This is a genomic window from Parabacteroides sp. MSK.9.14 (assembly GCF_019041495.1).
GTDB classification, from domain to species: domain Bacteria; phylum Bacteroidota; class Bacteroidia; order Bacteroidales; family Tannerellaceae; genus Parabacteroides; species Parabacteroides merdae.
On record NZ_JAHPXO010000013.1, the window covers coordinates 1 to 15,076 of the forward strand.

General features: G+C 44.6%; 8 protein-coding genes and 2 pseudogenes. 2 read left to right on the forward strand and 8 right to left on the reverse strand.

Going from position 1 to position 15,076, the window contains the following annotated elements:
* The 5 genes and pseudogenes from KTG12_RS08605 to KTG12_RS08625 form a co-directional block, all read right to left on the reverse strand.
* Nucleotides 1-265: pseudogene (locus KTG12_RS08605) on the reverse strand (DNA methylase N-4); the annotation flags it as partial.
* A 13-nt stretch (nt 266-278) separates the two neighbouring features.
* The gene (locus tag KTG12_RS08610) at nt 279-1,622 is read right to left on the reverse strand and encodes a PcfJ domain-containing protein (protein ID WP_155144433.1); all 1,344 of its coding nucleotides are present in this window, start codon (nt 1,620-1,622) and stop codon (nt 279-281) included.
* A gap of 1 nt (nt 1,623) precedes the next feature.
* Nucleotides 1,624-2,025, reverse strand: coding sequence for a PcfK-like family protein (locus KTG12_RS08615; RefSeq protein WP_155144431.1), 402 nt, complete (start codon nt 2,023-2,025; stop codon nt 1,624-1,626).
* A gap of 3 nt (nt 2,026-2,028) precedes the next feature.
* Entirely contained in the window at nt 2,029-3,141 is a 1,113-nt protein-coding gene (gene dnaN / locus KTG12_RS08620) for a DNA polymerase III subunit beta (RefSeq protein WP_036657379.1), read from the reverse strand.
* A gap of 160 nt (nt 3,142-3,301) precedes the next feature.
* The gene (locus KTG12_RS08625) at nt 3,302-4,534 is read right to left on the reverse strand and encodes a phage integrase SAM-like domain-containing protein (RefSeq protein ID WP_129943913.1); all 1,233 of its coding nucleotides are present in this window, start codon (nt 4,532-4,534) and stop codon (nt 3,302-3,304) included.
* Between the two features lie 369 nt (nt 4,535-4,903).
* On the opposite strand from KTG12_RS08625, the gene mfd reads away from it, so the two are divergent.
* Nucleotides 4,904-8,263 (forward strand): transcription-repair coupling factor, encoded by a 3,360-nt coding sequence (mfd, locus tag KTG12_RS08630; protein ID WP_155144429.1) that lies wholly within the window; start codon nt 4,904-4,906, stop codon nt 8,261-8,263.
* Nucleotides 8,264-8,268: 5 nt separating this feature from the next.
* Entirely contained in the window at nt 8,269-10,176 is a 1,908-nt protein-coding gene (locus tag KTG12_RS08635) for a long-chain fatty acid--CoA ligase (protein WP_155144427.1), read from the forward strand.
* An 82-nt stretch (nt 10,177-10,258) separates the two neighbouring features.
* Here the strand turns inward: KTG12_RS08635 and dnaB are convergent, their stop codons facing one another.
* From dnaB to KTG12_RS08650, 3 genes and pseudogenes are all read right to left on the reverse strand, one after another.
* Entirely contained in the window at nt 10,259-11,782 is a 1,524-nt protein-coding gene (gene dnaB / locus KTG12_RS08640; RefSeq protein WP_005638069.1) for a replicative DNA helicase, read from the reverse strand.
* A gap of 12 nt (nt 11,783-11,794) precedes the next feature.
* A pseudogene (locus KTG12_RS08645) lies at nt 11,795-11,992 on the reverse strand (helix-turn-helix domain-containing protein); the annotation flags it as partial.
* A gap of 34 nt (nt 11,993-12,026) precedes the next feature.
* Nucleotides 12,027-14,402: an outer membrane beta-barrel protein gene (locus KTG12_RS08650; protein WP_119216058.1), complete on the reverse strand. Its 2,376-nt coding sequence runs from the start codon at nt 14,400-14,402 to the stop codon at nt 12,027-12,029.
* Between the last annotated feature and the right edge of the window lie 674 nt (nt 14,403-15,076).

Consider the following 15,076-nt stretch of genomic DNA (forward strand, 5'->3'; position numbering starts at 1 on the left):
GGAACTCGACTACCACACGCTTAGGGCAAACGATCAATCCCTTGCCTCCTTTATGGTTCAAGATTACCCGAAGTATTTCCAGCTGGGTGACTGTCTTTTGCATACCGAAGCTGGAGAATATAGCACGGCATCCACCGGCAACCGCCCAACGAACGGTATCTTTTACATGAGGATATAATGTCGGGGTAATTTCTTCCGAATTAATTTCAAATCCTGTTTGATGGCTGATAGCCATCTTATTTCTTAGAAATTCTATATATTCCATTCAACTAAATCTTTTATGCTATCAATTTCTGACGAATCAGGTTCATATTCTTCTTCACCAGCTTTACTATCTGGTCGTGATACTCGCTTACGCCGTTACAGAAGGAGCGGGACTGGACGATATCCAGTGTCTTCAAGTTTACCTCTATCGTCTCCAATCGCTTTCCAGCCGTGTCCTTTGCCGACAATATCAGGCATTCCGGCCGTCTGTAGTATCCGCTCTGATATACGCAATGGTGCATGACCTTACCTTCCTGATAAAACTGGGTGACACTTTCCAAAGGGCGGATGATTATATCCTCTTCTTCGATTCTCAATCCGAAGAACTTTTCCATCCGCTCGTAGAAGCCGGCTATATCCTTCATTAACTTTTCGCGCTTACTGATAGCTTGTGCTCGATTCCTTTCCTGTCTCAACTTGGCTTCACGTTCCTGTTTTATCTTTAGTAGTTTATCATGTACAGTCTTCAGGTTCTTAGGGCAGACATAGTGGGCGTTACGCATATCTTTACCAAAGTAAGACAGCAAAGACATATAATCTTCCCACATAGAAGCGTCCTTAATGATGTAATGGTTGCGGTTGCAGATGTTGAACGACGGTTTATAGCGAAGTTGGGAGAAGCCAGTTTTATACATGTGTTTCAACATGGATATTTGCCCGGTCTTGAGACATAGTTCCACATCGTTTCCGCCTTTCAAGAGATCACGTATTAGCTTCGAAGGATTGACATCCGGGAACCGTCTATTCAGTCCCCGTTTCTTCAATTCAGGTAACAGCTCTTTCTTTGGACATAGTCCTCCCCATATCGCATATATATCACCACGATAATTCCAATAGCTACTACCATATTCGCTTTTAATACTGAGAGGTTTACCATATATCCATCCGTTACATCCCGTGTTCATCGGTCGGGCCATGATCGTACGTTTACCGTCCTCACAGATCCACTCCTGCGCCATTTCGATGAAATTATAATTCACAGGATGACAGTCCGGCTGTCCAATCAGAGAAGTTGCCTTCCTGGCATTTTTCCAACATAGTATATGCCGGATCACCTGAAAACCTCCTTTCACTTGCAAGACAGACATATATGTTTCTTCATGATTCTTCTGCTTTCGGCTAACCTTTACGTCCAATTGATGGTGGCAATAAGGGCATTCGATTTTGTCACCCAATTTATCTTTACTCGTATTGACCCACATCTTACCACATTCGGAACACCATAGCTCATCCTTACATTTGTAGGCAAAATGGTCAAACAGATGCTTTTTGGCCCAGTCTTTCTGTTCCTTCGTGATGGCAGGCAGCTTTCCACTTAACTCCGTCACCCGTTTTTCCAATTTCGTTCTCGGCTTCATATTAAAACAGACTCATTTGTTGGACATTTGCATCTGCTTTTTTCTTTGCAGGCTTCTTTTTGAGCAATCGGTATTGCTCTTCGGCCAACCGTTTGATAGCCGCTTCACGGGCCGCATTCTTATCCTCCTCCGTCAACTCTACCTTTTGATTAGAAGAAATAGAGCAACCGGCAGAAACTTTTTCTATCTTGATATTCTCTTCGTCATAATAATGTACGGCCATCCCAAAGACTTCTGCATCACTCATTACGACGGAAGTTCCCCGTTTACGGGCTTCTCCTAAAATGTAACGACAGCATTCATCTATATTTTTTTTAGGATTTTCAAACTTGGGAGCAAACAAGGGATCTTCTGCAACTCGTTGCTCCAAATATTTCTGTATTGTATCTTTGAACTCTTTCATAACTTACTGGATTGTCATAGGCATTAATAAATAGGTAAGTTCTTCGCCCTCGGCTTGCTTCTCTGGGGCAATGAGAATAGCGGTACTGGGAGTGCCGAAAGAAAGTATCGAACGATCGCCGTCAATACAAGAAATCATATCTTGTATCAAAGTCGCTTTCACACCGATAATAAACTCCCTTTCTCCAAATTCTACCGGAATGGTTTCTTCCGCAGAAGTGGAATAATCCAAGTCCTGGGCCGATACAACAAGCTTATCATAACGGGCACTCAACTTTATAAGGCATGATACTTTACTTGAAAATACAGAAGTGCGCTTTATGGCTCCCAATAGTAATTTGGTATCCGTTTTCAGTTCAAGATTGTTGGATTTCGGAACAACAGCCCGCCAATTGGGATAACGACCTTCCACATTACGAAAAGAAATTTCGTAATCCTCGAAAGAGATTTCCGACCAATCGCTTCCTACTTTAATTGTTAGTTCTTCTTCAGATAACGGAATCAGCCCTTTCAAAACAGATGCGATCTGTCGGCTGATGATTACCGAACAGGTCTCTGTGCAACATTGTTTTTTTCTCTTAAACAAACCAAGCCCATGTCCATTAGAAGAAACAAAGATGATTTCTCCCGGAGCCGTTTCAATAGATACGGAGTTCATAATAGGGCGCAGTTCGTCTGCAGCTGCAAAATTGATCACTTTGGAGATACCGTTATTGAATTCTTCCGCCGTAGTCCGGATTTCGTCAAGAATCTCTGTCTTTTTCTTTTGCGGGAAAGGCTTCGAATCATATCCGACGACCTCGAATTTACCTCCATAATATTTAATAAGAATCGATTTATTGTCCGGATTGATATAAATATCAAGAGGCTGCTCCGGCAATGTTTTCAGCCCATCAAGAATGGAGGCAGGAACACAGATTGAAAGATCTTCCTCTGCCATACATTCCAAACTGGCCGTAATCCTGCCTTCGTCATTGGCAGTCGTAATAAACAACCGTCCATCTTTTATTTCGAACAGGTAGTTGCATACTATCGGAGTCGTAGATTTCGACGGAATTATTCGAGAAAGTTGCTGCAATTTCGCAAGCAACATATTTTTTGAAACAGATATTGTCATTGTGCCTAATTTTATGGAAGGCACCAGGTAAGTGGTTATTTATCGGATATTTACAAGAAAGTTTAAGACAATATATATAAACACAAAAAGTTGGACCTCAAACTTTCGTTCAAAATCCAACTCGCTATTTCAACCGCAAATATAGAGGCTTTTTCTTAATCTACAAATTATTTCCGCCTTTTTTTATTTTTTCTTCAAAGACATACCTCAGTATCTTAATATTTAAACGATCAATGATACTAAAGTCTGTTTTTACATAACCAGCCGTAACCCGGAGCGGAGACGCATGATTTAGACATAACCCAACAACATCTAGCCCTGCTTCAAAAACAACCTGAGCTATTGTAGCCCAAGAATGCCGGAATGAATATGTAGAAACAGGAGGTAAACCACCCAATCTCACAATATCCTTTATTCCTCTATTCACGCAATCATTAAAAGTTTTATCCGAAGCATATATTTCATTGAAATTAAACAGCCAGTCCCCTCTTCCTTGATATTTAAGAAACAAAGGTTTTACTAAATCCGGAACCTCTATCTCAATATAGGCCTCATCAGCTCTCCGCCCCTTTGTCTTCATTCTATTATAGCAGAGTTTTCCATCCTTATAACAACCTTTACCCAAATTGTAAAGATCCACCGTATTTATTCCAACCAGGCAAAACACCAACAATGATACATCTTTGGCGATATATGCTCTTGGTGGCATACCTCGCTTACTTGGTTTCAAAGAGGTAATATCAACATCAAAAAAACGCCTGAGAACATCTACCGGCAGCGCCTTCTTGTCTGCAATATTCTTAGGAGGTATCTTTACCACACGAAACGGATCATGCCTAATGCGCATCTCACCGGTATCGTAGTCATTAAATTTATCACATCCGGCCCTAAACATGGTTTTCACGCAATTCGGATAGGCATTCTTTTTCTGCCTGCTGTTTTTCATAGAAGAAATCCAATCCTTCAGAAAAAAGGACGTTATATCGGAAAAAGATATATTTGGGTTACCAAAGTAACTCTCCATGCTCTTAAGAGCTAACAGATAGTTTTTCGCACTTCTTCCCCGGCCTTCATTCTCCATTTTCAAGATAAACTCTCGGCCAAAGTCAGAAAACGAAATAGAGTCCCGGTCATTCTTAAGAAAATTCATAACCCTCTCCAAACCCCATCCTTCCGTATTGACACGATTCAAACGATCCAAATAAGTTTCTATTTGGACATACACATCTTTAATGATATAAGGGTCTGTTATATCACCATTCCGAACAAACTTAGCTTTGCATACCTTATTTGTCTTGATATATCCTACTTGACGAAGGTGAGTTACCCTGATATAAATAGGATATGTATTATCTTTTCTTTTCCCCCTGACACAAACTTTGAAATAAGCCATCACTGTAAACTATTTGTAAACGGAGCCTTTTATTCTGGCAAGACTTCCATGTTAAACCAGCAATGTAAGGAGGTAAAAACTGGTCAAATAGTCCTAAGTCATTATATCTCAAACAGCCACAATAACCTTTTTAATAATCAGTTATGGGAGATTAGCATTACAAAGAATATGCTTCAGTTAACAATACTGTCTGACATAATCCACTGTTTAATTGAAAAATGAGAATTGAGAATTGAAAATGAGAAGATCCTGCTCATTTCAATTGACAACCCAAGCGCGAAGGTAGATATTTTCATTGGTTTTAGGAAGATTATTGTAACATTTTCCGTAATTTTGCGCATATATAATTATCAATTTTCAATTCATCCGTTGGAGGTACAAGATTTACTAAAACAATATGCCGCCCATCCGCAAGTGGCGGCATTAAATACCCTGTTAAAAAACAAAACGTCCCGCAATATATTTCTGAAAGGACTGAACGGTTCAGGGGCCGCAATGATAATAGCTTCTCTTTTTTCAAAAAGAAGAGGAAGTTATGTGTGTGTGTTGAATGACCTAGAGGATGCCGGCTACTTTTATCACGATCTGGTGCAACTCACAGGAGGTGACGGAATCTATTTCTTTCCTTCCGCTTACCGACGTGCTATCAAGTACGGACATGTGGATCCAGCCAACGAAATCCTGCGGACAGAAGTTCTCAGCACGCTGCAGGATCCGACTGCTCCCTTCATCATTGTCACCTATCCGGAAGCATTGGCGGAGAAAGTAATTTCACGGGAGATCTTGAAAGAAAACACGCTGAAGATCAGTGTCAGCGAAAGGTTGGACAATATGTTTGTTTCTGACGTACTGGACGAATACGGCTTCGAGCAGGTAGATTATGTTTATGAGCCAGGGCAGTATGCGATGCGCGGCAGTATCTTAGATGTGTTCTCGTTCTCGTATGAATTTCCCTATCGTATCGACTTCTTTGGAAACGAAGTAGAGACGATCCGTTCGTTCGATGTGGAAACACAGCTATCCAAAGAAAAACTGGACAGCATCTATATCGTGCCCGAAATGACAAAAGGAAACCGGACCAACTCATCCTTACTAGATTCATTGCCATCCGAGACACTGCTCGCTAGCAAAGACATGGCATGGGTAAAAGAACGTATCGGCAGTATCTGGAATGAAGAACCAATCACCGGGGACGAAGAATCGTTTGCCAACATCGAGCAACTGCGGGCCAAATTAATTACCGGAGAGGATTTTCTACATGCGGCACTTGGTTTCTGCCGGCTCCATTTTGGTACGCGGCCTACAGGAGTAGCCGATGCCACCCTGACTTTCTCAATGGAAGCACAACCGATCTATCATAAAAATTTCGATTTGGTAAGCGAGTCTTTCCATAAATATTTAGAAGACGGCTATACATTATATATACTGAGCGATGTAGAAAAGCAAGCAACCCGTATCAGGGCCATTTTTGAGGATCGGGGAGACGACATACCTTTTACCTCCGTCAACAAGACCATCCATGAAGGTTTTGCCGACGAGACCTTGCGTGTCTGCCTTTTCACGGATCACCAGTTGTTCGACCGCTTTCATAAATTCAACTTGAAAAGCGATAAAGCAAGAAGTGGAAAACTCTCTCTGTCGTTGAAGGAGTTGAACCAATTCACGACCGGCGATTATATCGTACATATCGATCATGGTATCGGACAATTCGGCGGGCTAGTCCGTACGGAAGTAAACGGAAAAATGCAGGAAGCCATCAGACTGATCTACCAGAACAACGACATTATATTCGTCAGCATTCACTCTCTCCATAAGCTATCCAAGTATAAAGGCAAGGACAGTGGGGAACCGCCCAAGCTGAGTAAACTCGGAACAGGAGCCTGGGAGAAGATGAAAGAACGCACCAAGTCAAAAGTAAAAGATATCGCCCGCGATTTGATTCTCCTCTACTCCAAACGAAAACAGGAAAAAGGTTTCGCTTACAGTCCAGACAGTTTCATGCAGCACGAACTGGAAGCCAGCTTTATCTACGAAGATACCCCTGACCAGATGAAAGCAACAGTCGATGTCAAAGCCGATATGGAGAACGACCGTCCGATGGACCGACTGATTTGCGGAGATGTAGGCTTCGGGAAAACAGAGGTAGCCATTCGTGCCGCTTTCAAAGCCGTTTCGGACAACAAGCAAGTTGCCGTGCTGGTCCCGACTACAGTATTAGCATTCCAGCACTATCAAACATTTTCCGAACGGTTGAAAGATTTTCCCTGCCGAATCGAATATATCAGCCGGGCACGTACGGCGAAAGAGATAAGGGAAACTTTGAAAGACTTGAAAGAAGGAAATATCAACATTATCATCGGCACCCATCGAATCGTCGGAAAAGATGTCACATTCAAAGATCTCGGTCTGCTGATTATCGACGAGGAACAGAAATTCGGCGTATCCGTCAAAGAGAAGCTACGCCAGCTGAAAGCCAACGTCGACACGCTCACCATGACCGCCACTCCGATTCCTCGTACCCTGCAATTCTCGTTGATGGGAGCCCGTGACTTGTCGAGCATCACGACTCCCCCACCCAACCGCTATCCGGTTCAAACAGAGGTAGAACGTTTTAACCCGGACATCATCCGAGAAGCCATCAATTTCGAGATGAGCCGTAACGGACAGGTTTTTTTCATCAACAATCGCATCCAAAATATTTATGAAATGGAAGCACTTGTCAAACGTGAAGTGCCGGATGCCCGTATCGCTGTCGGTCACGGGCAGATGGAACCGGAGAAGCTGGAAAAGATCATTCTGGATTTCGTCAATTACGAATACGATGTACTGATCGCCACGAGCATTGTGGAGAGTGGCATCGACGTACCGAATGCAAATACGATCATCATCAATAATGCACAACAGTTCGGATTGTCCGATCTGCATCAACTACGCGGTCGTGTCGGACGAAGTAACCGGAAAGCCTTCTGTTATCTCCTCTCTCCACCCTTGTCAAGTCTTACGCAGGAAGCACGCCGTCGTCTGCAGGCGATCGAGAATTTTTCAGAGTTGGGAAGCGGCATCCATATCGCCATGCAGGACCTTGACATCCGGGGTGCCGGTAATATGTTAGGTGCCGAACAAAGCGGTTTCATCGCCGACTTGGGCTACGAAACGTACCAGAAAATCCTGGAAGAAGCCGTTGACGAACTGAAAGCGGAAGAATTTGCCGACTTGTATTCCAACGCTACCGAAAATCGCCCCGACACCGGTAGCGAATATGTCCGTGAAACCTATATCGAAAGCGATTTGGAACTGATGTTCCCTCCGGCCTACATCCCGAATGACTCCGAACGTGTCTCCCTCTATCGTGAACTGGACAAGATGGAGGAAGAGCGTGATATACTTGCTTTTACCGAACGTCTGAAAGACCGTTTTGGGAAAGTGCCGAAAGAAGGGAAAGAACTGATCCGTGTCGTTCGCCTTCGCCGTATGGCAAAGATGTTAGGTATGGAAAAAGTCATTCTGAAAAAAGGACAGATGAGCATTTTTCTCGTCACTAATCCCGAAAGTCCTTACTACGAAAGCGAGGCCTTCGACAAGCTGCTCGGCTTCATCCAAAAGCATCCACGCGAATGCACGCTTCGCGAACAGAACGGAAAACGCAGTATCGTGATCAAGAATGTACCAATGGTAGAGGTGGCTTGTAATTACCTGGATGAAATCGGGAAAGTACAAATACAAAAATAAATAATATGAAGAAGACAATTATAGACCTTTTCGAAAATTCGGTAAAACAATATCCCGATAATCCTTTCCTGTGGGAAAAAACCAGGGATGCCTTCGAACCGACCACTTACAAGGAAGTTCAGCAACAAGTCTACGCTGCCGGTGCCGGACTGATAGCTCTCGGAGTGAAGAAGGGCGACAATATGGCGCTCCTTTCGGAAGGCCGTAATGCTTGGATCATCGGCGAACTGGCCATGTTCTATGCCGGCGCGACCAACGTCCCGCTTTCCATCAAGCTCGAAGAAGCGAACGACCTGCTGTTCCGTCTTGTGCATGCCGATGTGAAATATATCCTGATTTCCGGCAACCAGCTCAAAAAGATACGGGCTATCATGGATAAATTGCCTTTAGTCGAAAAAATAATTGTGATAGACGAACTGCCGGAATATAAAGAAAAAGAAATATCCTGGTCCGAAGTATTCCGGATGGGGAAAGAATATCTGGCATCTCATTCTCTGGAAGACTTCCTTGCTGTCGGACAATCCTTACAGAATAACGACTATGCGACGATTACCTATACCTCAGGCACGACGGCCGACCCGAAAGGTGTCATCCTGACGCACCGTAACTATACGGCGAACGTGGAGCAAGCCCTATCTTGTGTCGATATCGACGATACATGGCGCACATTAATAATCCTCCCACTCGACCATTGTTTCGCGCATGTGGTCGGTTTCTATATCTTCATGTCGAAAGGAGCATCCGTAGCAACAGTACAAGTCGGACGGACAGGACTGGAAACATTAAAGAACATTCCGGTCAACATCAAAGAGTTCAAGCCCTACTTGATCCTGAGCGTCCCGGCACTGGCCAAAAATTTCAAAAAGAATATCGAACAAGGCATCCGTGCCCAGGGCAAGAATATAACCCGTTTGTTCTACTTTGCCCTCAAAGTGGCTTACATCTATAACGGAGACGGCGGAGAAGATAAGGGACGTGGTGCCCGATTCCTGCTGAAACCGCTCGTGAGCCTGTTCGACCACATGCTTTTCACGAAAGTCCGTGAAAACTTCGGCGGACAATTGAAGTTTTTCATCGGCGGTGGCGCATTGCTCGATAAAGACTTGCAAAAGTTCTACTACGCAATCGGACTTCCTATGTACCAAGGGTACGGACTAAGCGAAGCGACTCCCGTAATTTCCACCAACGGCCCGCACCGGCATACCTTCGGCAGCAGCGGTATGTTGGTCCGTCCGCTCGACCTGAAAATATGCGATGCCGACGGAAAAGAACTCCCGGCAGGCGAAAAAGGAGAGATCGTCATACGGGGCGAGAATGTGATGGCCGGTTACTGGAAGAACCCGGTATCAACTGCCGAAACCGTACGCGACGGGTGGCTCTACACTGGGGATATGGGATATATGGGGCATGACGGTCTGCTCTACGTCCTCGGACGTTTCAAAAGTCTGCTGATCGGTAGTGACGGGGAAAAATACAGTCCGGAAGGGATCGAGGAGGCACTCGTCGAACATTCTTCCTGCATCGACCAGCTGATCCTGTATAACAACCAGAGTCCCTATACCGTTGCCCTCGTCGTCCCTAACAAAGACCGGCTGAAGAAGCATCTGACGCACCAGTATCTTGATCTTTCATCCGATAAAGGACGCGAAGAGGCAATCCGGATCATCCAATCCCAGATAGACCGTTTCCGCAAGGGAGGCGACCTGTCCGCCCTTTTCCCCGATCGCTGGCTGCCTGCAGCTTTTGCTATCCTGCCGGAGCCATTCACCGAACAGAACGGCATGGTCAACAGCACGATGAAGATCGTCCGCGGGAAAATAGAAAAAGCATATGCCTCTCGCATCGACCATCTCTACACACCGGAAGGAAAGAACCCGGTTAACGAAGAGAATAAAAAGGCATTAAATTGCTGAAAACACAAATTGCCATATCACTCCATTAAACTAAATAATTATTTATACTAAACACCTATGTTTTGAAAAGAGGATAGAATTATTAAAACGGAACCTCATTATTGCCGGGAGCCAAGAAATCGGTACCGGCCGGTGGTATGGGCGGCATTGTTTCCATCGGGCCTGAACTATTCATATTAGAGGAGAACTCGCGGACCGGAACATCTTCGTCCACATTCATGAACTTGGCGAACTCGCTCTTGAAACGAAGACGTACATCTCCGACCGCACCGTTACGATGCTTGGCGATAATAATCTCCGCCAGACCGATCAAGGAATTACCACGTTCGTCTTCCGTTATCTTATAATATTCAGGACGGTGGATAAAACAAACCATATCCGCATCCTGTTCGATAGCACCGGACTCACGCAAGTCGGCCAACTGCGGGCGTTTTCCTTCCGCCCCTTGACGTGCCTCGACACCACGGTTCAACTGAGACAAGGCAATGATCGGAATGTTCAGTTCCTTCGCCAATCCTTTCAACGACCGTGAAATAGTACTTACTTCCTGTTCACGGCTGCCGAAGCTCATACCGCTTGCATTCATCAACTGAAGGTAGTCGATAATGATGATCTTAATACCATGCTCACGCACCAGACGACGAGCCTTCGTACGCAGTTCGAATACCGAAAGACTCGGCGTATCGTCTACATAAATCGGTGCATCATACAATTCTTTTATCTTAAAGTCCAACTGTTCCCATTCATAGTTTTCCAAACGCCCGCTCTTGATCTTCTCGCCCGGAATCTCACATACGTTCACGATCAGACGGTTGACAAGCTGGACGTTACTCATTTCAAGAGAGAACAGAGCCACCGGCGTGTTATGGTTTACCGCCATATTCTTAGCCATCGAAAGGACAAAAGCCGTCTTACCCATCGCAGGACGGGCGGCAATGATGATAAGATCGGAATTTTGCCATCCGGACGTCATTTTGTCCAATCCTTCGAAACCGGTGCGCAGACCGCTCAACCCTTCTTTTTGATTGGCAGCCTTCTCAAGCATAACCATCGCTTCCTTGATGACAGGATTGATCTGGGTAACATCTTTCTTCACATTGCGCTGAGAAATCTCAAAGAGCTTTCCTTCCGCTTCCTGCATAAGGTCTTCCACATCGATCGACTCATCAAAAGCCTTGCCCTGTATCATAGCAGTGAAGGAGATCAACTCACGCGCCAGATATTTTTGGGCGATGATACGAGCATGATATTCGATATGGGCACTACTGGCAACCTTGCTGGTCAGCTGGGAAATATAGAACGGGCCACCTACCTCTTCCAATTCGCCTCGCTTCTTCAGTTGCTCAGTGACGGTCAGCATATCCACCGGACGCTGGCTGATCGCCAGATCTACGATAGCTGCATAAATTTTCTCATGTGCCTTCTCATAGAAACTCTCCGGTTTCAATATTTCACTAACGATGGAGTAGGCATCCTTTTCAAGCATCAGAGCACCTAACACCGCCTCTTCCAACTCACGGGCTTGTGGTTGCAAACGTCCCATATCGGGTACTACAACCTGTTTCTGCCTCCCTTTTCCTCCAGTATTTTTTCCTCTTTCTGCCATTTGTTCTAATTGTTATCGGGCATCAAATGTACTACTTTTTATCCGGTTCTCCGAACCTTGCAAAAGAGAAATACGATACTCCTTTGGAGTTTGCCGGGTTATACTTTCAAATTGCTTGATAAAGTATGGAACATTACCATAGCCTGATTCATCGGCTATTTGAGAGACACTCAAATTAGAATACGACAATAATATACAAGCATGTTCAACCCTCTTTTCCCTATCTAAATGTCAAAAGAACAGATCACATCGATTTGCCGAATCGGGAAGCATCCACCGCTTCATGTTGCTTTTTCTTATAACCGCCGAACTTCCAGACAAAAGAAACCGTTACACAACGTTGGTCGTCCAGTTTCCAGAGGCGGCTGTATTGGCCGGACTGGTTGATTTCCATCGTATGAGGCATATTGCTACGGAAGATGTTGTTACATTTCAGAATCAGAGTAGCACGATCGTCGGCAAACTGCCATTTCAATGCAGAAGACACATCATAGAGATGACCGAGATCATAGATTCCCTGCACGGCTCCGGTAACGAAATAGCCATTCAAATCCAGCTTCAAATTCGGACGAGACTTGGAAAGGGTAAACGTATTATCCATCTTGAACTGCCCGGTATATTTCTCATTATGGAAAGACAGATCATGAAAATGGTCCAACTTCTCCTGCATACGCTGACCGGACAAAGTCACTTGGCTGTTCCAGAACTCGCCGACCCGGAAAGGAACGATCACCCCTACACCGAATTGCAACTGGTAGTCCATGTTCTCATACCGGAAAACGTTTTTCAGTTCCGAGGTATTCTGATAAGGCAACTGGGCGAAATAATCGGGCACATAGTCACAAAAAGCCAGAATCGTATATTTCTGCTTCAGGATATAAATCAACTGCCCGCTATAAGAACGGTAAGGCTTCAGGGAAGGATTGCCCAAGATAACGGAATAAGAGTTGATCGGGCTTTCCTGCGGCGTCACATCCCAATAGGACGGATAGGTTTTGTCGCTGCTTATGTCCAATTGGATGATGTGCATCGGATTGACCGTATAGCTGAGTGTCGCATTCGGGAATAAGGTCCAATCATTCCAAAGTGTGGATTTCATCCCGTTAGAGGTATAATCCGATTTAAAGTATTCAACTTTCAGAGAAGCTGTTGCAGAGAAATGCGAACCGAAATCCTTGGACACCTCCAAGAAGGCATTTCCACTATACTCTTTCTGGCGGTTATTTTCAAGTTCATCAAGAGCCGATTCATAGCCGTTACCTTTATTATATAGATAATCGATATAAGTCTTCGAAGAGGTGAAACCGCCGTGGACACCGTAATTCAGTGCCCACCCGGTTTCAAAAGTGTGGCTATGGTTAATAAATAGTGCTCCTTGTGAAATATCCTGCTTGGAATTATTCTGCATATCCGTCACTGTCGTTTCATGGCTTTGATCGACAAATGTCTGGAAGCCGGGTGAATGATAACGTGTAAAATCCGCACCCGCCATCAGTCCGGAGTTACCGTCATATTGAATACGGACATTGTGCAACGCACTGTTTCCCTCTATGTATGTACGGCTCAGGCGTTCTTCCACCGGCTGTCCGGATTTCAATGCCTGGAAGGTTGTAACGGCCGTCCGCTCAAGATCGGATTTGCCGGCCGTAAGATAGTAGGCGGCAGAGAGCCTGTCGTCATTTTTGAAAGTATAGTCCATACCTAAACGCATCGTTCCATCTATGCCGCTCCGGGTGCCACGTCCCGATTGGTTGACCTCCGTTACCTGATCTTTCAGGGTATGGAGGGCCTGGATCTCCTCTCCCATATAGTTCCGTCCCTTAGCCCCATTGGCTAAGAAATCTATATTGAAACGAGATGTGGAGTAAAGCAAGTTGCCATGGACTTTCCCCTCCGCATAATGGCGCTGCAAATAATCGACACCGGTTTCTCCTTGCAAAGTATTCTTTTCGACAGTTTCCTTATCTAATACGACATTGATCATAGCTCCTTTGATATTATACTTGGCTGGTGCATTATACATGATCTCTACGTTACATACCCGCGAAGCAGGAATTGTCTTCAGCAAACCGACTAACTGATCGACCGACATCGTGGTCAACTGCCCATTGATCACAATGCTCGGACTGCCGGCTCCCAACAGTTGGACAGCATCGTCCGTACTGATCACACCGGGTATCTGTTTCACCACCTCGAACGCATTACTGACCGCCTTATCTTTCATCAATTGGGGCACGTCGTATCTCAAAGCGCCGTTTTCCACTTTGACCTGCGGACGTTCGGCTTTTACCACAACGCCTTCCAGTTCATAATCTTTTTCAGTCAGGCTTATCGTACCGGCATCAGCAGTCGAGATTTTTTTACAAACCGGCTCGTACAGCAGATGCTGGAACAACAAACGATAGTTCGGACCGGCTTCCTTGTTCAACATGAATGCCCCGAGACTATCCGTAACGACTGCATCTATATAAGTAGAATCCAATGTTTGCAACACGACAGCCACCCCGTCTACCGGTCGTTCTTCTTTATCGACCACTTTTCCATGAATCCAATTCTGCGCTTGTAACATCCCATTACCGGCAGTAAGTAAAACCAGAGAGTAATAAAGTATTCGTTTCATTTTCATTCGTTTTTCAATTGACACTGCAAAGGAAAAGCCTTCCGAGGAGAAACTGTGTTATCACTCGCTTACGGAGTGTTATTTAGTATTATCGCTGAGATAAGGAGCAATAAGACCGGTAGCTTATCCGATTACCGACCCCGTTTTGTCAGCCAAACTGAGGGAAACAGGAAAATGCGATAAACCTCAACTTCCGGAGAGTCTAATATTTACGAACAATGCCGAGCGCTCATTCTAATATACTAAGAGCCTGTTTAAATTTTGCATTTGTTGGTTGTGAGAGTTGTATTGAGGATGTTTTTCTGTAGGAGATGCCGTCTTTTTTGTTGAAACACGTGACTTATTTTGCTTCAAACAGGCAGAAAAAGTGCCGAAGATTCCCGTTTACAGGCTTTTTACACCCGGATGTGAACGGTCTTGACACCCGAGTGTGAATGATGTCGAGACCCGGGTGTCAATGGGCTTATCTTATTATGTTATTGAAAATAAGTCATGTGAAGAAGAATCTTAAACAGGCGGTTAGTGATAGTATGATAGATGGAATAGGCATCTATCATACCTACTATCATTGCTTGTGTTTATTGATATTCAATTGATAAAAGGAAATTAGTGATAGTATGACAGTTGTTTTTCAAAATAATCCTATAAAGAGATAAAGCAGGCCGATGAGGGCT

Excerpts from the sequence above, each read along its gene's own strand:
- KTG12_RS08610 (WP_155144433.1), bottom strand. The coding sequence starts at position 1,622 with ATGAAGCCGAGAACGAAATTGGAAAAACGGGTGACGGAGTTAAGTGGA.
- KTG12_RS08615 (WP_155144431.1), bottom strand. The coding sequence starts at position 2,025 with ATGAAAGAGTTCAAAGATACAATACAGAAATATTTGGAGCAACGAGTT.
- dnaN (WP_036657379.1), bottom strand. The coding sequence starts at position 3,141 with ATGACAATATCTGTTTCAAAAAATATGTTGCTTGCGAAATTGCAGCAA.
- KTG12_RS08625 (WP_129943913.1), bottom strand. The coding sequence starts at position 4,534 with ATGGCTTATTTCAAAGTTTGTGTCAGGGGGAAAAGAAAAGATAATACA.
- KTG12_RS08635 (WP_155144427.1), top strand. The coding sequence starts at position 8,269 with ATGAAGAAGACAATTATAGACCTTTTCGAAAATTCGGTAAAACAATAT.
- dnaB (WP_005638069.1), bottom strand. The coding sequence starts at position 11,782 with ATGGCAGAAAGAGGAAAAAATACTGGAGGAAAAGGGAGGCAGAAACAG.
- KTG12_RS08650 (WP_119216058.1), bottom strand. The coding sequence starts at position 14,402 with ATGAAACGAATACTTTATTACTCTCTGGTTTTACTTACTGCCGGTAAT.